This is a genomic window from Streptomyces sp. NPDC008139 (genome assembly GCF_042957025.1).
GTDB lineage: Bacteria > Actinomycetota > Actinomycetes > Streptomycetales > Streptomycetaceae > Actinacidiphila.
On record NZ_JBIBHM010000020.1, the window covers coordinates 36,231 to 54,474 of the forward strand.

Sequence of the window (18,244 nt, forward strand, 5' to 3'; positions counted from 1 at the left end):
TTGCCACCGCCCGGCGGGAATGGGGGAGGATGGAGGAGAAACGTCTCGAAGGGAACCTTCACCGTGAGCATCGACCCGTCCTCGATCCCCAATTTCGGGGGCCAGGACCCCGAGCCGAACGGACCCGCCGGCAGCGTGGTCATCCCTGACCAGGAACTGGTCAAGCAGTTGCTCGAACAGATGGAGCTGAAGTACCTCGTCGACGAGGAGGGCGACCTCGCCGCGCCGTGGGAGGAATTCCGCACGTACTTCATGTTCCGCGGCGAGGGTGAGCAGGCGGTCTTCGCCGTCCGGACCTTCTACGACCACGCGTACTCGGTCGACGACAAGCCTCAGCTCCACGAGGTCATCGACGACTGGAACCGCCGCACCCTGTGGCCCAAGGTCTACACGCACACGCACGACGACGGCTCCGTCCGTCTGATCGGCGAGGCCCAGCTCCTGATCGGCCTCGGCGTCGGCCTGGAGCACTTCGTGTCCAGCACGGTGAGCTGGGTGCGCGCGTCCATCGAATTCGACAAGTGGGTCGGCGAGACGCTCGGCCTGGAGAAGGACGTCGAGGGCGGTACGGACGGCGGCGCCGAGGGCGACGGCGGCAGCGACGACTGACGCGGTCCCCTCGCTTCGGAGGGGCACGGGTCCGTCAGAGGGGCACGGGGACGACCGTCAGCAGGTACGTCCCGTAGCCGAGTGAGATCCCGGCCAGCGCCGCCACCGTCACGGCGGCGGTGCGCGGCCGGGCTTTCGCGAGCGCCGCGGCGCACGGCACCAGCAGCGGGAAGGCGGGCAGCAGGAAGCGCGGCTTGCAGGAGAAGAAGCCCGCGCCGCCCAGCGCGATCACCACCAGCACCGCCGCGTACACCAGCAGCGGCAGCGGCATCCGGTCCAGCAGCGCCAGGACGAACAGGACGGCCGCCGCCGCGCACACCGCCGTCGCCAGGTAGGCGGAGAGCGTCTCGGGTTCGAGCACCATGTGCTTGACGTAGTGCAGCGCGTAGCGGCCGAAGTCGAACCGCGAGCCCCAGCGGGTCTGCACGTCGAAGTAGCCGCGGACGGCTCCGGTCCGCAAGCCCACCCAGCCGAGGTAGCCGCACCAGCCGAGCGGCGCGGCGACGGCAGCGGCCCAGGCCCGCCAGTCGCGCGGGTCCCTGCGGCAGTGGGCGAGGGCCGCGATCGAGACGGCGGCGGCCACGGCGACGGCGTTCGGCCGGGTCAGCCCGGCGAGTACGGCCAGCAGCCCGGCGGTCAGCCAGCGGCGCGTGACGGCCGCGTACAGCGCCCAGGCGGCGAAGGCTGTCATCAGGGACTCGGTGTACGCCATCGACAGCACCACCGAGTGCGGCAGCAGCCCCCATACGAGGACCAGCGCGGTCGCCGTCCTGCGGCCGTAACAGCGCTCGGTCACCGCGTAGATCCCCCACGCGGCGGCCACCGCGCCCGCCCACGCCACGAGCAGCGCGCACGCCACCGAGCCGACCGGGAGCACCGCGTCGGCGGCGCGCACCGTCATCGGGTAGAGCGGGAAGAAGGCCAGATCGTCGTACCGCAGGCCCGGTGCCTCCCAGGCCGGGATGAAGGTGCCGTAGCCCCACTCCGCGATCCGGTGGTACCAGAGGCCGTCCCAGCTCAGGCCGAGCAGATCGCGCGGGTGGCGGTGGGTGCGGTGCGCCCACAACGTCAGCACCACCAGGCCCGCCATCCGGGCCACGACGAAGCCCGCCACGGCAGGGCCGGCCCCCGTCGCCGCCCGCACGGCCAGTGCTTTCGGCGACGACGTCACCGGTTCGATGACGACCAATGGACCCGGCTCCTCGGGGGTTCGCGAACTTCTCTTAATCAGACAAACCGACTATCGCGCCCCGCTCGCCGTGGTCCGGGTCTGACACGCCCGAGGAGGGTGCACGTTCACCCAGGACCGGGGGTGCCGGGGCTCGCTTTTGCGGTCGCCGGGCGGTGGCGGTGACCGGCGTAACGGTCCCGGGGCGGCGGCGGGTGACCGGCGTAACGGTCCCGGGGCGGCGGGTGACCGGCGTGACGGTTGCCGGGGCGGTGGCGGGCGACCGGCGTAACGGTCCCGGGGTGGTGGCGGGCGACCGGCGTAACGGTCCCGGGGTGTCGGCCTGACCGTCGCCGAGCGGTCGTGGGGCGACCGGTTCGGGCCGTTGCCGGGTGATCGTCGGGCCGTCCCGGCCCCCGGCTTAGGGTGCGGACATGACTTCCGCATCCGCCCGCAGCCTCACCCCGCACGAGCTCACCGCAGGTGACCTGCGGCTGCGCCCCTTCGCCGAGTCCGACGAGCCCGCCGTCGCCCGCGCCATGGAGGACCCGGAGATCCTGCGCTGGGCCGGTGGCCTGGCCGTCAACGCGGCGCCGGTCGCGGACCGCGCCGCTATATGGCTGGCGCCGCGGCTGGTCTCCTGGCAGAACGGTTCGGCCGCGCTCGCCGTCACCGACGCCGCCTCGGACGACCTGCTCGGCTACGTCACCATCCGCGACGTCCACCGCGTCCCCGGGCAGGCCGAGGCCGCGTACTGGGTCACCCCGGCCGCCCGTGGCCGCGCCGTCGCCGCCCGCGCCCTGCACGCCGCCGCCGGCTGGGCCTTCGCCGTCCCCGCCGCCGGCGGCCTCGGCGTGTACCGCATCAGCCTCGACCACTCCCTGGCCAACCCCGGCTCCTGCCGGGTCGCCGCCCGCGCGGGCTTCCGTGAGGAGGGCCTGATGCGGGCCTTCTTCCTCGACCCGGCGGGCGCGCGCCACGACTCCCATCTGCACGCGCGCCTCGCGACGGACGCGGTCGTGCCGCCCGCGTGAGGCCGTCGGGCCCTACGCGTCCTGCTCCAGCACGGACAGCACATTCCCGGCCGGGTCGGTGAACCACGCGATCAGCGGGCCGCCGCCGCGGAAGATCCCCTTCTCGTCCGTCGGCATCCCCTCGTACCGCTCGAACCGCACGCCCCGGCGGCCCAGTTCGTCCACGGCCGCGGCGATGTCCGGCACGGGGAAGTTGAGAATCGTGAACGTCGCGGGCCGGTGGTCCGCCCCCTTCGGGTACACCAGCACGTTGCGGTCCCCCGCGAGGTGCAGGGTCAGCAGCCCGTTCGCCTCGGACACCCGGATCCCGAGCGTCTCCCCGTAGAACTTCCTCGCCGCTTCCACGTCGTCCACCGAGAATCCGCTGAACGCCTGCGTCTGTCCGAACATGACCGCTCCCTGTTCCTCGTAGGTACACCTCCCCCTACGACCGCCGGGGCACGGAAAACTCATCGCTCCCGGGGGCTAGAGATCGTCGGGGAGCAGGCGGAAGCACTTGTGGCGGCCGAGCGGCCGTACGGCACGGAAGTCGCGCCGGTCGAGGGTGAGGACGGCGTCGGTGTCGTAGTCGGAGGCGAGGGCGACGTTCACGGCGTCGGCGAGGTCGAGGTCGAGGTCGAGCGCGCCGTACCGGACGCGTACGGACTGGGCCGTCGTCAGGTGGGTCTCGGTGATCTCCGGTACGACGATGCGGCTCATCCGCATCCAGCGGCGGATGTCGTCGACGGCGCTCATCGCCGCTTCGCGGCCCAGTTCGCGGGTGGCGACGTGGTCGATCTCGGCGAGCAGGAGCGGGGACATCACGAGAAGACCGGCGGTCAGCAGGGCTTCGCTGGCTCCCCGGTGTTCCGGGTGGGTGGAGTCGAGTGCGGCCAGCAGGCCGGAGGTGTCGGCGACGACGATGATCACGCGGCGGTTCCGGATCCGTTCTCACGTCGGACGGCGTCGGCCACGGCGTCGCGCACGTCTTCCTTGGTCGGCGTGCGGCCGGAGCCCTCGAAGGTGCGGGAGAACAGAGGCTCGTCCCAGACGCGGTTGGCCATGGCGGCGAGGTGGATGCCCTGGCGGATGATCTCGGCCTCGCTGATGCCGCGCCGGGCGGCGGCTTCCTTGATGATCGCCAGGTCTTCCGGGTCGGCGTAGACGTTGGTGCGCTTCATGGACATGTACCAAGGGTAGTCCATGTACCACTAATGGTGCATGTCGTAGGGCGGCACAGTGAAGCAGCGCTTGGCCGTGAAACGCGTCCCCTAGGCTCCGGGCCATGGATGACTGGGGGGCCGGGATGCCCTGGCACGTGCTGGAAGAGGTTCCACCGGGGCGGGAACTGATACCGGGGCTGCTGGACGGGCTGCTGGTGGCTGCGGAGCGGCGCACCTCGTGGGCACGGTTGGAGGAGCGTCTCGGCTGGTCGACCGGAAGTCCGTACTTCGCGCCGGCGGCCGCGCGTCTGTTCGAGCTCCTCCCGGAACTCGACCGGCATCACCGCCGCAGAGTTCTGGACTTCCTGGCCCGGCGCGCTCACCGGCTGACCACGAAGAGGTGGCGCGTGGATCAGCAGACGCTCGCCGCGTTCGTCGACGGCCGGCCTCGGGTGGTGTCGTTGCTCTCCGATCCGGACCCGGGGATACGGACCTGTGCGGCGTGGTTCTTGGGAGAGATGCCGGGTGACGACACCTCGTCGCCGGACGCACTACGTGGACAGGCCGCTGTGGAGACCGACTCGACGGCGCTGCAGTCCCAACTGCTGGCGCTGGGAACGCTGTCGGCGTCCGGTGCGGTGACCGAGGAGGGCTGGTTCCAGCCGTGGCGGGGGCACCCCGACGCCCTGGTTCGACTTGCCGCGGTGAAGGCCATGCTGCCGGTGGTCACAACGGCTGGCGTCGCAGGGCTGGGCCACGTGGCCGGGAATGTTTTCGCCGAGATCGGTATCACGACGTTGCCAGACGTGCCGTGGTGGCCACACGGCCGCGAACTGATCAATGGGATCGCGGATCCCCTGCAAGCGCACCCGCAGGAGGCGGTGGAGCTGGTCAGAGCGTTGTCCAGGGCTCCGAAAGCGGACCCGCGCCGCGCCGCTGTTGTGGCGGCACGCAGTCAACTGCGGTACTGGCGGCGCCCGGCCGCGGGACTGTGGGAGACGGTCGTCGCCGGGCTGGACGACGAGGACCAGGTGGCCTCCGCTGCGCTCGACGTCCTCGCCGAGGGCGGGTCGGCGGTGGCTCCCTATGCGGACCGGCTGATTCGCTTCGTCGAGGAGCGGGCCACGCCGGCCAACCGGGCGACGGCCGTCGACAAGGCGCTACAGGCGCTGGTCGGCGCGGCCGACGACCGTGCCCTGCCCGGGTGCCAGGAGCGGTCCGGCAGCCACTGGCTGAGAGTCGGAGCGTTGCTGGCGCAGTGGGCACCAGAGTTGCTGCCCGTCCTCCGCGAACGACTCGGTAGCGGCCCCGAGGCCCACGGAATCGCTGAGGTGCTGGACGCCATCGATCAGTGGGACCCGCCCGACGCACCGGGGGTGCCGGAGCTCATCGAACTGCTCGACACGTCGAACGCCCGGTACGCGGCCGAAGCCCTGGGGAGGATCGGCCCGCCGGCCGAAGCCGCGGCCGGGCCGCTGGCTCGACTCGCTCGCGGCGACCTGCGTCCACCACGCGACCTCAGGACGGACCGTGAGCCCCGCAGGTGGCACGGCGCGCAGACCGCCGCCTGGGCGCACTGGCGCGTCACCGGCGATCCGGAACTGGCCCTGGACGTGATCGGCTCGGCCGCGCGGACGGGCCTCGGCCGTCCGGTCCTGAGCCATCTCGCCGATCTCGGCCCTCTCGCCGCCTCTTACGCGGATGCCCTTCGGCCATTGCTCGGCTGCCCCGGCGAATGGAGCCGGGTTGGCGCGGCCGAGGCGTGGTGGCGGGTCACCGGCGACGCGGCCACCGCCGTTGACGTCCTGCTGCCCGAGTTGCAGCCGCTGGGCGAGCATCGGTCCACGCCTCTGGTCCTGCGGACGGTCCAGGCTCTGGGCGGGATCGGCCGACCGGCTGTGGCAGCTGTACCCCTGCTCAAGACAGTGATGGCTTCGGAGCGCCGGTACGGCGGGAACATTCTCATGGACGAGAGGCTGTGCCGGGCGGCTCAGGAGACGTTGGACCGGATCGACTGAGTTCGGGCGGTGCTCAGCCGTTGAAGGCCTTGCGCAGGCGGTCGGCGGCGTCGCGGAGGACTTCGGGGCGTTTGCAGAAGGCGAAGCGGACTTGGGTGCGGCCGGCGGTGGGGTGGTCGTAGAAGACGGAGTTGGGGACGGCGACGACGCCGCATTTCTCCGGTAGTGCGCGGCAGAAGGTCAAGGCGTCGGTGCCGGGGGCGAGTTCGGTGATGTCGGTGGTGATGAAGTACGTGCCCTGGGGCTCGTAGGTCCGGAAGCCGGCGTCGCGCAGGCCCGCAGCCAGCAGGTCGCGCTTGGCTTGGAGGTCGTCGCGGAAGTGGGCGTAGTACGTGTCGGGGAGGGCGAGGGCTTCCGCGATGGCGTATTGGAAGGGGCCCGAGGCGACGTACGTCAGGAATTGCTTCGTCGTGCGGACCGCCGCCACCAGCTCCCGCGACCCCGTGACCCAGCCGACCTTCCAGCCCGTGAAGGAGAAGGTCTTGCCGGCGGAGGAGATGGAGACGGTGCGGTCGCGCATGCCGGGGAGGGAGATCAGGGGGGTGTGGACGCCGTCGAAGACGAGGTGTTCGTAGACCTCGTCGGTGACCACGAGGAGGTCGTGGTCGACGGCGATGGCGGCGATCTCGGTGAGTTCGGCGGGGGTGAGGACCATGCCCGTCGGGTTGTGCGGGGAGTTGAGGAGGAGCAGCCGCGTACGGGGCGTGACGGCGGCGCGCAGGGCGGCGAGGTCGGGGCGGAAGTCGGGGGCGCGCAGGGTCAGGGGGACGTGGACGCCGCCCGCCATGGCGATGCAGGCGGCGTAGGAGTCGTAGAACGGCTCGAACGCGATGACCTCGTCGCCCGGTTCGAGCAGGGCGAGCATCGCGGCGGCGATGGCCTCGGTGGCGCCCGCGGTGACCAGGACCTCGGTGTCGGGGTCGAAGTCGAGCCCGTAGAAACGGCGTTGGTGGTCGGCGACGGCGCGCCGCAGCTCGGGGACGCCGGGTCCCGGCGGGTACTGGTTGCCGCGGCCGTCGCGCAGTGCGCGGACGGCCGCCTCCCGTACGGACTCGGGACCGTCGGTGTCGGGGAAGCCCTGGCCGAGGTTGATCGCGCCGGTCGAGAGGGCCAGCGCCGACATCTCGGCGAAGATCGTCGTACCGAGGCCGTCGAGGCCGCGGTTCAGCGGAGGCCTGTCCTGCATGCGCCCGTCCATTGTCGGCACCCACTCTCCGTCGCATCCGTCCCGGGTTCCGTACCGTATGTCGTCCGCCGCCGGGGGTGTGCGCCGGGCGCGCCCGGGAGCGGTGTGGGAACGACGTAGTGAACACGTGAGCCCTTAAGCGCTCCAAGGGATGGAAAGTACGCACAGATGGGTAAAAACGCTGAGGGCGGCGCGAGTTTCATGATTCCGTAGCTCTCGGATCTACCGGACCCCACGTGGGCACCGAGCCGCCGCGTCTCTCCGTCAGACGCGGGTCGGCCCATCATCCACTGCGTGCTTGCGGAGCCGACCCATGCTCACCACCATCCAGACCGCCTACACCGACACCCGTGCCGGAGACCTCGCGTGGTGTCTCGGGAAGGACCCGCTGCCCGCGCTCGCCGTGCTCGACCTCGAAGTCGGCGACACGCGCGGGCTGCGGGCCAAGGTCCAGATGCGGCTGCTCGGCGCGTCCCACCAGGTACTGGTCGACACCGGTCGTGACGGCGGGTGTTCGGAGACCGTCGCGTGCATGCCGGGCAGCCAGGCGCCGCTGCCGTTCGGCGTGGCGCGCAGGGTGGGCGGCTGGGACTACGAGTTCGCGGCCCGGATCGAGACGCTGTCGCAGGGCTCCTTCGCGGGCCGCGCCCAGGAATTGCTCGCGCTGGTCGCCGACCACCCCAACGGCCTCGCCGGCACCTTCCCCGGCGACCCGCACGCCTTCACCGCGATGCTCGTGCAGTGCGCGGAGGGCAGCGTGCGGTGGCGCACCTGGCACGCGTACCCGCAGGAGGGACGACTGGTGACCACCAGGACCCGGGTGAACGCCCTTCCTTGAAGGGGCGTTGGGGTGTACGGCGTCCGCCCGTGCGGAGCGGCGTACGGCGTCGGCCCGCCCGGAGCCGCGCCTCCCGACCCCTGCGGTACGGGCGTACGTCGGCGGCACCCGCACGCGGGCGGTCCGGCGCGCGAACCGTACGTCCGTACGCACCGATGGACGAACGCCCGTACGGTCGGCGGCACATACGTCCACACCGTGCGCCGCGCCTGTACCCCCGTGCGCCGGTGCGGTCCGCGAAAGCGCCGTCAACCGCCCCTGATTGCACCCCTGTGGGTGACTTGTGCCGCCGCCGGACTGACATAGCGTGCACTCATGATCGACCAGCCAGGCCGCACCGCGGCACCTCTCGACCTGCGGCTTCCCGTGGCCGCGGGCTCCGCACGCGCGCTGGTCCTGGCCGCCGTCTTCGTCTGCGCCGCCTGCGGTCTGGTCTACGAGCTCGAACTCGTCGCGCTCGCCTCCTACTTGGTCGGCGACTCCGTCACCCAGGCGTCGGTCATCCTCTCCGTGATGGTCTTCGCGATGGGCTGCGGCTCGCTGCTCGCCAAGCGGCTGCGGATACGGGCCGCGGCGGGTTTCGCCGCCGTCGAGACGGCGCTCGCGCTGGTCGGCGGGCTTTCGGTGATGGCGCTGTACGCCTGCTTCGCGTGGGCGGGACAGGCCCGACTGGCCATGATCGGCTGCGCGCTCGCGATCGGCGTGCTGATCGGCGCCGAGGTGCCGCTGCTCATGACGCTCGTCCAGCGGATCCGGCGGCAGGACGCGGGCGGCGCCGTCGCCGACCTCTTCGCCGCGGACTACGTGGGCGCGCTCGTCGGCGGCCTCGCCTTCCCCTTCCTTCTCCTGCCGCACTTCGGGCAGTTGACCGGCGCGCTGGCCACCGGCGTGGTCAACGCGGTGGCGGGCGGCGCGACCGTGCTGTGGCTCTTCCGCGGCGACCTGTCCGCCCGCACCCGCTGGTGGCTGCTGGCCGCGAACGTCTCCGTGCTCGTGGTGCTCGGCGCCGCCGCCGCTGCCGCCGGGCCCTTCGAAGCGGCGGCGCGGCACGCGGTGTACGGGGGACAGGTGCGCGTCGCGGAGCAGACCGCCGTGCAGGAGATCGTCCTCACCGGCGGCGGCAGGACAGGCACCCCGCTCCAACTCTTCCTGGACGGACGGCTACGGGTCTGCGGCACGGACGAATTCCGTTACCACCAGGCCCTGGTGCACCCCGCGATGAACGGCCCGCACGGCCGCGTCCTCATCCTCGGCGGCGGCGACGGCCTCGCCCTGCGCGAGACGCTGCGCTACAGCGGGGTCCGCGCCGTCACCGTCGTGGACCTCGACGACGAACTGGTCCGCCTCGGCCGTACCGACCCCGGCCTGTCCGCGCTCAACCGGCACGCGTACAACGACCCGCGCGTCACCGCCGTCACGGCCGACGCCTTCGACTGGCTGCGCGAGGAGCGGCGCGGACCGTTCGACGTGATCATTGCCGACCTGCCGGACCCGGGGATCTCACGCAGCGCGAAGCTGTACTCGGAGGAGTTCTACGGGCTCGCCGCGCGCACGCTGGCCCCCGGCGGGCGGCTCGCCGTCCACGCGGGCACCCCCAGCGCCTCCACGCACACCTTCTGGACCATCGAGGCCACCTTGCGGGCGGTGGGGCTGCGGACAGCGCCGTACTGGATCACCGGCCGCACGTGCGGGGCGCAGGCGGGGCCCGACCGCTGGTCGGGCTCGGTGCCGCCGTCCGCCACGAACTGGGGCTTCGTGCTGTCCGGCCTCACCACCCCCGCCATCGCCCTCCCGCCCCGCCACCCCCCTGACCTCTGGCTGACCCCCGCGCTGCTGCGCAAGGCCGCCGCCGCCCCGCTGGCCAGCCGCCCCGCCGAGTCCCTCCCGGCCTCGACGTTGCTGCGCCCGAGGGTGCGGTGAGACGGCCGGCCGGCGGGGACGCCGGGTGGCGTAAGGGGGCGGGACACCCGCGTACGGGGGCGGGGGCGGGTGTACGGCGGCGCGCGTGTCGACAAGGGGGGCGGGTGTACGGCGGCGATGTACGGCGGCGGGCGCGTCCGTACGGGCCCGGGCCGCGTGCCACGTATGCCCGTAAAAAGTTCCGCCCGCAAAGCCGCGTGGCACCGTCCCGGTGGGTAGGCTCCGCCGCATGGAGCACGAGGTCTTCGTCCCGGTCACCCCCACCCGCATCGGCCACGCCCTGCGCAGCCCCGCGCGCGTGACCGCGAGCCTGCCCGGCTGGCAGCCGGACGCGTCCGGCGCCGCGGACGGCGCCGACGGGGCTGACGGGTCCGCGCCGGAAGGCGGCGCCGCCGGCCGCCTCCGCCTGCGCGTGGGCGGCTCCACGATCACGTACCGCGGCACGGTCCGCGTCACCGGCACCTCGTCGCCTTTCGTGGCGGAGGCGAGCGGTACGGAGGTGCGCGGTACGGGCACGGTCAAGGCCGCGCTGGAGATCGTCGTGGCCGAGGCCACGCACCCGGAGCCGGGCGCCCTGCTGATCTTCCGCGGTGCGGCGCAGGCCGAGGGCCGCCTGGCGTCGTACGAGCCGGACGTCGTGGAAGCGGCGGTACGGCGGCTGCTGGACCGTTTCTCCGCGGACCTGGCGGCGCACGCGCCGGAGGAGGAGACGGCCCCGGACCCGGCGCCCTCGGACGTGACCGTCGAGGAAACGATCGTTCCGGTCGTGGAGGCAGGGGCGGCCTCGGAGCGGCCGGAATCGCTGAAGCAGGCGGAATCGCTGGAGCGGCCGGACGAGTCGGCCGCCGAGGCGGAGGCGGCGGACGTCGTGGCCGAGGAAGCCGCTGACGACGCTGGCGATACGGATGACACCGCTGCCGACACCGCGGAGGACGCCGCCGACACGCCCGCCGAGGACCCCCGGATCACCACGGATTCCGACACCTCCGCCGACACCTCCGCCGACTCCGACGAGGCCGACTCCGACGACGCCGACTCCGACGAGCCCGCCGAGCCCGAGGCGGACGTCGTGGACGACCTCGGCGAGCCCGCCCCGCCGTCCGACCTGGACGACTTCGACCTGGTCGAGGTCGAGGTGGAGGTCCCGGAGAGCGCCGCCGCGCTGGACGACCTGGTGCCGCCCGCCGAGGCCGCGCACGCCCGCCGCACGATGATCGGCCGCAGCGCCGAGGAGGTCGACCACGCGCCGCCGCGCGGACGCTACGCGCCCGTACCCGCGCCGGACGCCACCTCCGCGGCGGCGACCCTGCGCTGGGCGGCCCCCGCCGCCGCGGCTCTCGTCGCGTCCGCCGTGGTCGTCGGCCGGGTGCTGCGACGCCGCAGGTAACACGGCCCGGTTACTCTCGTTCCGTGTCGAACGAGACGAAGCTGACGGCGGGCGACGCCGAACTGATCCTGCGGCCCCACGACGGCTGCCGGATCGCCTCATTGAAGGTCGGCGGGACCGAACTCCTGCGCCAGGGAGACAAATTCGGCGCCTTCCTGATGGTGCCGTGGTGCGGCCGTACGGAGAACGGGGTGTTCCGCAACGGCGGCGTCACTCATCAACTCCCCGTCGACGCGCCCCCGCACGCCATCCACGGCACCGGGCGCCACACCGCCTGGCAGGAGGCCGCGCCCCCGACCGAGACCACCGCCGCGTACTACTTCGACCTCGCCGAGCCGTGGCCGTACCCCGGACGGGTGACGCACACCGTCGAGTTGGCCCCGCACTCGGTGAAGCTGACGCTCAGCGTCGAGGCCGACGCGTCCGGCGACTCCTTCCCCGCGCAGGCGGGCTGGCACCCGTGGTGGCTGCGCAACCTCGGCCAGGGCGGCCAGGACGTCGAACTGGCCTTCACCGCCGCCTGGCAGGAGGAACGCGGCGACAACCACCTGCCGAACGGCAACCGCATCGACCCCAAGCCCGGCCCCTGGGACGACTGCTTCGGCATGCCCGACGGCGTGGACATCACCCTCACCTGGCCCGGCGAGATGACGGTCCGGGTGACCAGCCCCTCCGAATGGGCGGTCGTCTACACCGAGCCGACCGAGGCGGTCTGCGTCGAGCCCCAGTCCGGCCCGCCGAACGGCCTCAACACCCTGCCCCGCCTGGTCACCCCGATCGACCCGCTGGAGATCAGCACGGAGTGGACCTGGCACCGGATCGGCTGAGCCCCCGGCCTGCCGGGATACTGGTCGGCATGAGTGACCAGACGCGAGACGCGCTGCTGCGGCAGATCAAGGACAAGGCCGTGGTGCACGGCAAGGTGACCCTCTCCTCGGGGCTCGAGGCCGACTTCTACGTCGACCTGCGCCGGATCACCCTGGACGGCGAGGCCGCGCCGCTCGCCGGACAGGTGATGCTCGACCTCACCGCCGAACTGGACTTCGACGCGGTGGGCGGGCTGACGCTCGGCGCCGACCCGGTGGCCACCTCGATGCTGCACGCCGCCGCGGCGCGCGGGCAGCGGCTCGACGCGTTCGTGGTCCGCAAGGCCAACAAGGCGCACGGCTTGCAGCGCCGTATCGAGGGCACCGAGGTCAAGGGCCGCCGCGTGCTGGTGGTCGAGGACACCTCGACCACGGGCGGTTCGCCGCTGACCGCGGTCGAGGCGGTACGGGAGGCGGGCGGCGAGGTGGTGGCCGTCGCCGTCATCGTGGACCGCGGCGCGGCCGGGGCGATCGCGGACGCGGGACTGCCGTACCTGGCCGCGTACTCGCTGGACGACCTGGGCCTCGCCTGAGCCGCGTGAGCCGCGCCGCCGTGTCGTGGTTCTGAGTCGGCGCTGAGCGGGCTCCGAACTTGCCCCGACCGGGGTCCTGAGTGCTTTCGACCGGCTCTGAGCTGCGTTTTTCCGGCCTCCGGAGTGTTTCACGTGAAACACTCCGGAGGCCGTCGTCCACTGGGTGTGCGCGGAGGTGGTGTATCCGTTCGAGTCTGGGAAGATGGGGGCGACAAAGACGTCGCCACGCCAGTAAGGCCACAGCAGGACCACCCGCAGATCATGAGGAGCGGACACGATGCCCATCGCAACCCCCGAGGTCTACAGCGAGATGCTCGACCGGGCGAAGGCAGGCAAGTTCGCCTACCCGGCCATCAACGTCACCTCGTCGCAGACCCTGCACGCCGCGCTGCGCGGCCTCGCCGAGGCGGAGAGCGACGGCATCATCCAGATCTCCACGGGCGGCGCGGAGTTCCTGGGCGGTCAGTACAACAAGGACATGGTGACCGGCTCGGTCGCGCTCGCCGAGTTCGCGCACATCGTGGCCGAGAAGTACCCGATCACGGTAGCGCTGCACACCGACCACTGTCCCAAGGACAAGCTCGACGCGTACGTGCGTCCGCTGCTGAAGGTCTCGCAGGAGCGCGTGGCCGCGGGCCGCGACCCGCTGTTCCAGTCCCACATGTGGGACGGCTCGGCGGAGAACCTGGACGACAACCTCGCCATCGCCAAGGAACTGCTGGCCGAGGCCGTCAAGGCCAAGATCATCCTGGAGATGGAGATCACCCCGACCGGCGGTGAGGAGGACGGCGTCTCGCACGAGATCAACGACAACCTCTACACCACCGTCGACGACGCCTACCGCACCGTCGAGGCCGTCGGCCTGGGCGAGCAGGGCCGCTACCTGCTGGCCGCCTCCTTCGGCAACGTCCACGGCGTCTACAAGCCGGGCAACGTCGTCCTGCGTCCGGGCATCCTCAAGGAGCTCCAGGACGCGGTCGCCCAGAAGTACGGCAAGGCCAACGCCTTCGACTTCGTCTTCCACGGCGGCTCGGGCTCCACGCTCGAGGAGATCAACGAGGCGCTGGAGAACGGCGTCGTCAAGATGAACATCGACACCGACCTCCAGTACGCCTTCACCCGGCCCGTCGCGGACCACATGTTCCGCAACTACGACGGCGTCCTGAAGGTCGACGGCGAGGTCGGCAACAAGAAGACGTACGACCCCCGCGTCTGGGGCAAGGCCGCCGAGGCCGGCATGGCGGCCCGCGTGGTCGTCGCGGCCGAGAACCTGCGGTCGGCGGGCAACAAGCGCAAGTAGTCCTCCGGACGGGGTCCGGGACGGCGTTCCGCACGGGTCCGGCCTCCGGACGGGTTCCGGGACTGACCGCTTTACGTTGGCGGCCGTCGTACGGGTGCATGTGCGGACGGCCTCCCGACCCCGGTTTCGGACTCGTCGCCGAAGGCCCCTGGCATCTGCCGGGGGCCTTTACGGTGGGGGCTCGGGCAGACTGGAACGCATGGCCATCAACGAGAACCTGCTCGGGGGACCCGCCCCGACCCATCTGCCCGAAGATCCGGAGCCGCGCGAACTGCTCGCCTCCGGCACCGCGCCCGCCGAGGTCGCGGCGAAATACCCGGCCTCCTCGCTGGTCTGGGCGCAGCTCGCCGACGACGCCTTCGAGGCCGGCAGCGTCGTGGAGTCGTACGCGTACGCCCGTACCGGCTACCACCGCGGCCTCGACTCGCTGCGCCGCGCCGGGTGGAAGGGCCACGGTCCCGTGCCCTTCGAGCACGAGCCGAACCGCGGCTTCCTCCGCGCCCTGCACGCGCTGGCCCGCGCCGCCCAGGCGATCGGCGAGCAGGACGAGTACGAGCGCTGCACGGTCTTCCTGCGGGACAGCTCTCCGACCGCCGCCGACACCCTGACCTGACGGCCGGCCCGCCCTTCTTTTCCTGTTTCCCTCGCGTTCCCCCTGGGTCCCACCAGGGGGAACGCGCTTTGTCGCAGTCGTGCCACAAGGGCGGACCGACGCCTCAGCCCCCGTATCAATGTGCGATTCTGATCCGTGTTGTCCACACGCAGCACGGGGTGCGACCGGCCGGGGGGCCGGGCCTCGACGACCGCTGCGCCAGCGCAGGGGGAGTCTTGGCACAGCGATGCCGTCAACCGGGCCGACGTCGGACGAAGGGCCGCGCCGCGATAGTCGGCTCCGCCCTGGCCGTGGGACTGATCATGGTGACCGCGGGCGTCGGGTACGCCACCTGGAACCACGGCAGGAACGCCGACTCGGCCGCCGCCATCGACCACGGCCTCGCCGCCACCACGGCACCGGCCCGCGACGGCAGCGACGGTGACGGTGACACCGGGGGCGGCACTCCGCCGTCCGCGAGGGACAAGGCGGAGCCGCCGAAGGTCCCCGTCTCCGGCACCGGCCGCTTCAGCACCGCCGACGCCAGCGGCAAGGCCACGGGACACGGCACCATCCGCCGCTACAAGGTCGAGGTCGAAGGCGGTATCGACCTGTCCGCCGCCGACGCCGCCCACGAGATCGCCGCCATCCTCGCCAACCCCCGCGGCTGGACCGCCGACGGCCACGACGGCTTCCAGCTCGTCTCCTCCGGCCGCGCCGACTTCGTCGTCAAGATCGCCACCCCCGACACCGTCGACGACATCTGCGGCGCCGCCGGCCTCCTCACCCGAGGCGAGGTCAACTGCGACGTCGGCTCCACCGTCGTCGTCAACCTCAAGCGCTGGCTGCTCGGCTCCCCCGAGTTCAACGGCCCCATCGAGGGCTACCGCGCCCTGATCATCAACCACGAGGTCGGCCACCGCATCGGCCACGGCCACGAAGGCTGCCCGGGCCCGGGGAAGCCGGCCCCGGTGATGATGCAGCAGATCAAGGGCCTGAACGGGTGCCGAGCGAACGAGTGGCCGTACGACCCGAAGGGGACGTACGTGGGAGGTCCGGGGGTGGGGTGAGGGGGTCCTGGGTGGGGTCTTGGGCGGGGGTGGCGTGCGGGGGAGCCGTCTTGGGTGAGGTCAGCGTGGCGGCGGAACGTGCGGGGGAGCCGTCTTGTGCAGGCGCACCGTCCTTCCCCTTTTTTGCCGCCCTTCCGCCTCCGGGCGCTTAGATCCGGTGTCGACGGTCTCCCCCGGACTTCGTCCGGGGGTGCCCCCACTTCGACGGTCGCTCGTTCCTCGCTCCCTGCTCATCGTCGCTTTCGACACCGGCGCGCCCTTCGGCTCCATGGCTACCGGCGAACCCACCTGCGCAGCGGTACCGGACGGGCGCAGCCCCTCACGCAAACGCACCCCGGGGGCGCAGCCCCTCGCGCAGGGGCACCCTGGGGGGAGCCGGGCCTTGCCGGATTGGGCCGCACCGCAGATGATCTCGGCGTAGCCCGGTGATCCCGGGTCCGCTTCTGGAGGTAAGACCATGTCCGACGCACCGACCGATGAGGCGGCGACCCCGAACCTCTCGTTCGAGGGCAGCACGCCGTACGAGGACTACGTGCAGGCGTCCGTACTGACCCACTTGCAGCACCCGTTGTCCGACGAGCCCGGCGAGATGGCCTTTCTGGTCACCACGCAGGTGATGGAGCTGTGGTTCACCTTGCTGGTCCACGAATGGACCACCGCGGCGGCGGCGCTCAGGGAGGACGACCTGCCCACGGCGATGGCGGCGCTCAAGCGCAGCCTGCCGGAGCTGGAGTCGCTGAACGCCTCGTGGAAACCGATCGCCAATCTCACCCCCGCGCAGTTCAACGCGTACCGGTCGGCCCTCGGCGAGGGCTCCGGGTTCCAGTCGGCGATGTACCGGCGGCTGGAGTTCCTGCTCGGGGACAAGTCCGCGTCGATGCTGGTGCCGCACCGTGGCACCCCCAGCGCGCACGCGGAGCTGGAGAAGGCGCTGACCGAGCCGAGCCTGTACGACGAGGTGCTGCGGCTGCTCAGCCGCCGCGGCTATCCGGTGCCCGCCGAGGTACTGGAGCGCGACCCGGCGCTGCGTTACGAGCCGCACGCGGAGGTCGAGCGGGCGTGGCAGAGCGTGTACGCGGACGCCGACCAGGACACCGAGCTGATCAGGCTCGGCGAGGCCCTGACGGATGTCGCCGAGCTGGTCTGGCGCTGGCGCAACGACCACCTGGTGGCCACGCGCAGGGCGATGGGTGCCAAGTCGGGCACGGGCGGCTCGGCGGGGGTGGCCTGGCTGGAGAAGCGGGCCACGAAGAACGTCTTTCCCGAGCTGTGGACGGCGCGCAGCCATGTCTGAGGCCGTCGTGGCAGGGGATGCCGCCCTTCAGGACCGTGCGGACGCGCTGGACGCCGCCGATCCGCTGGCCGACGTGCGGGACCGCTTCGTGCTGGACGACACCGTCTATCTGGACGGCAACTCGCTGGGCGCGCTGTCCACAGCCGTGCTGCCCCGGCTGAGCGACGTCGTCACCCGGCAGTGGGGCGAGCTGCGCATCCGGTCCTGGGAGGAGAGCGGCTGGTGGACGGCCCCCGAGCGGATCGGCGACCGGATCGCGCCGCTGGTGGGCGCCGCGCCGGGGCAGGTCGTGGTCGGGGACTCGACCAGCGTGAATGTCTTCAAGGCGCTGGTGGCCGCTGTGCGGATGGCGCCCGCCGACCGCACCGAGATCCTGGTGGACGCGGCGACCTTCCCCACGGACGGCTACATCGCCGCGTCGGCCGCCCGGCTGACCGGTCACACCGTGCGCGCGGTGGACGCGGCCGAGATCGCGGACGCGGCCGGCGACCGTACCGCCGTGGCGCTGGTCAACCACGTGGACTACCGCACCGGGCGGCTGCACGACCTGTCCGCTGTCACGGCGGCCCTGCACGCGGCGGGCGCCCTCGCGGTCTGGGACCTGTGCCACAGCGCGGGCGCGCTGCCCGTCGCGCTCGACGCGGACGGCGTGGACCTCGCGGTCGGCTGCACGTACAAGTACCTCAACGGCGGGCCCGGCGCGCCCGCGTACCTCTATGTGCGGCGTGAGCTTCAGCCGCGCTTCGACTCGCCGCTGCCGGGCTGGAACTCGCACGCCGACCCGTTCGGCATGGCCCCGGAGTACGCCCCGGCGGACGGCGTGCCCCGTGGGCGGGTCGGCACGCCGGAGATCCTGTCGCTGCTCGCGTTGGACGCGGCGCTCGACGTCTGGGACGGTGTCGCCGTCGCGGACGTGCGGGCCAAGAGCTTGGCGCTGACCGACTTCTTCCTGGACTGCGTGGCCGCGCTGGTGCCGTACGGGCGCGCCGAGCCGATCACACCCGCCGACCACGCGGAGCGCGGCAGCCAGGTCTCGCTGCGCTGCGCGGGGGCGGCCGAGGTGATGCGCGAGCTGACCGCGCGCGGCATCGTCGGCGACTACCGGCGCCCCGACGTGCTGCGCTTCGGCTTCACACCGCTCTACACCCGGTACGCCGACGCCTTGCGCGCCGCCCGCGTACTGGCCGACGTCCTGGCCGGCGGACGGGGCACGACCGTCGCGGCCCGACCCACCGCCGTACCGCAGGAAACCGACCCGCTCGACGTACCCGAAGGGACCACGTAACC

General features: G+C 72.3%; 18 protein-coding genes. 13 read left to right on the forward strand and 5 right to left on the reverse strand.

The window, feature by feature from the left end; genetic code table 11:
* Positions 1–63: 63 nt before the first annotated feature.
* Positions 64–609: a YbjN domain-containing protein gene (locus tag ACFZBB_RS32110; protein ID WP_355346246.1), complete on the forward strand. Its 546-nt coding sequence runs from the start codon at positions 64–66 to the stop codon at positions 607–609.
* A gap of 34 nt (positions 610–643) precedes the next feature.
* Here the strand turns inward: ACFZBB_RS32110 and ACFZBB_RS32115 are convergent, their stop codons facing one another.
* Positions 644–1,798, reverse strand: coding sequence for a hypothetical protein (locus ACFZBB_RS32115; protein WP_391129921.1), 1,155 nt, complete (start codon positions 1,796–1,798; stop codon positions 644–646).
* 413 nt (positions 1,799–2,211) lie between these two features.
* On the opposite strand from ACFZBB_RS32115, the gene ACFZBB_RS32120 reads away from it, so the two are divergent.
* Positions 2,212–2,811 carry a GNAT family N-acetyltransferase gene (locus ACFZBB_RS32120; protein WP_391129924.1) on the forward strand — a complete coding sequence of 200 codons (600 nt, stop codon included), beginning with the start codon at positions 2,212–2,214 and terminating at the stop codon, positions 2,809–2,811.
* Positions 2,812–2,823: 12 nt separating this feature from the next.
* Here the strand turns inward: ACFZBB_RS32120 and ACFZBB_RS32125 are convergent, their stop codons facing one another.
* The 3 genes from ACFZBB_RS32125 to ACFZBB_RS32135 all read right to left on the reverse strand — a co-directional run bounded on the left by ACFZBB_RS32125 (position 2,824) and on the right by ACFZBB_RS32135 (position 3,977).
* Positions 2,824–3,201, reverse strand: coding sequence for a VOC family protein (locus ACFZBB_RS32125; protein WP_391129927.1), 378 nt, complete (start codon positions 3,199–3,201; stop codon positions 2,824–2,826).
* Positions 3,202–3,276: 75 nt separating this feature from the next.
* Positions 3,277–3,720, reverse strand: a complete 444-nt coding sequence (locus tag ACFZBB_RS32130) for a PIN domain-containing protein (RefSeq protein WP_391129930.1) — start codon at positions 3,718–3,720, stop codon at positions 3,277–3,279.
* On the reverse strand, positions 3,717–3,977 hold the full coding sequence (locus ACFZBB_RS32135; protein WP_391129933.1) for a ribbon-helix-helix protein, CopG family: 261 nt from the start codon (positions 3,975–3,977) through the stop codon (positions 3,717–3,719). The genes ACFZBB_RS32130 and ACFZBB_RS32135 overlap by 4 nt, the downstream gene beginning before the upstream one ends.
* A 98-nt stretch (positions 3,978–4,075) precedes the next feature.
* On the opposite strand from ACFZBB_RS32135, the gene ACFZBB_RS32140 reads away from it, so the two are divergent.
* On the forward strand, positions 4,076–5,971 hold the full coding sequence (locus tag ACFZBB_RS32140) for a hypothetical protein (RefSeq protein WP_391129936.1): 1,896 nt from the start codon (positions 4,076–4,078) through the stop codon (positions 5,969–5,971).
* Between the two features lie 13 nt (positions 5,972–5,984).
* Here ACFZBB_RS32140 and ACFZBB_RS32145 read toward each other — a convergent pair whose 3' ends face one another.
* Complete coding sequence (locus tag ACFZBB_RS32145) at positions 5,985–7,157, reverse strand: pyridoxal phosphate-dependent aminotransferase (protein WP_391129939.1); 1,173 nt, start codon at positions 7,155–7,157, stop codon at positions 5,985–5,987.
* A gap of 313 nt (positions 7,158–7,470) precedes the next feature.
* Here ACFZBB_RS32145 and ACFZBB_RS32150 point away from each other — a divergent pair, with 313 nt between their 5' ends.
* The 10 genes from ACFZBB_RS32150 (at position 7,471) to kynU (ending at position 18,242) form a co-directional block, all read left to right on the forward strand.
* A complete protein-coding gene (locus ACFZBB_RS32150) occupies positions 7,471–7,995 on the forward strand; it encodes a DUF2617 family protein (protein WP_391129942.1) in 525 nt (174 codons plus the stop codon).
* A gap of 315 nt (positions 7,996–8,310) precedes the next feature.
* Positions 8,311–9,915, forward strand: a complete 1,605-nt coding sequence (locus tag ACFZBB_RS32155; RefSeq protein WP_391129945.1) for a polyamine aminopropyltransferase — start codon at positions 8,311–8,313, stop codon at positions 9,913–9,915.
* Positions 9,916–10,144: 229 nt separating this feature from the next.
* On the forward strand, positions 10,145–11,302 hold the full coding sequence (locus ACFZBB_RS32160; protein WP_391129948.1) for a hypothetical protein: 1,158 nt from the start codon (positions 10,145–10,147) through the stop codon (positions 11,300–11,302).
* Positions 11,303–11,325: 23 nt separating this feature from the next.
* Entirely contained in the window at positions 11,326–12,129 is an 804-nt protein-coding gene (locus ACFZBB_RS32165; protein WP_391129951.1) for an aldose 1-epimerase, read from the forward strand.
* A 29-nt stretch (positions 12,130–12,158) separates the two neighbouring features.
* Entirely contained in the window at positions 12,159–12,701 is a 543-nt protein-coding gene (gene pyrE, locus ACFZBB_RS32170; protein WP_355346210.1) for an orotate phosphoribosyltransferase, read from the forward strand.
* 277 nt (positions 12,702–12,978) lie between these two features.
* On the forward strand, positions 12,979–14,001 hold the full coding sequence (fbaA, locus tag ACFZBB_RS32175; protein WP_355346207.1) for a class II fructose-bisphosphate aldolase: 1,023 nt from the start codon (positions 12,979–12,981) through the stop codon (positions 13,999–14,001).
* Positions 14,002–14,200: 199 nt separating this feature from the next.
* A complete protein-coding gene (locus tag ACFZBB_RS32180) occupies positions 14,201–14,614 on the forward strand; it encodes a DUF3151 domain-containing protein (protein WP_355346204.1) in 414 nt (137 codons plus the stop codon).
* A 290-nt stretch (positions 14,615–14,904) separates the two neighbouring features.
* Positions 14,905–15,663, forward strand: coding sequence for a DUF3152 domain-containing protein (locus tag ACFZBB_RS32185; protein ID WP_391129955.1), 759 nt, complete (start codon positions 14,905–14,907; stop codon positions 15,661–15,663).
* A 457-nt stretch (positions 15,664–16,120) separates the two neighbouring features.
* The gene (locus ACFZBB_RS32190) at positions 16,121–16,957 is read left to right on the forward strand and encodes a tryptophan 2,3-dioxygenase family protein (protein WP_391129958.1); all 837 of its coding nucleotides are present in this window, start codon (positions 16,121–16,123) and stop codon (positions 16,955–16,957) included.
* The gene (gene kynU / locus ACFZBB_RS32195) at positions 16,950–18,242 is read left to right on the forward strand and encodes a kynureninase (RefSeq protein ID WP_391129961.1); all 1,293 of its coding nucleotides are present in this window, start codon (positions 16,950–16,952) and stop codon (positions 18,240–18,242) included. The genes ACFZBB_RS32190 and kynU overlap by 8 nt, the downstream gene beginning before the upstream one ends.
* Positions 18,243–18,244 lie beyond the last annotated feature (2 nt).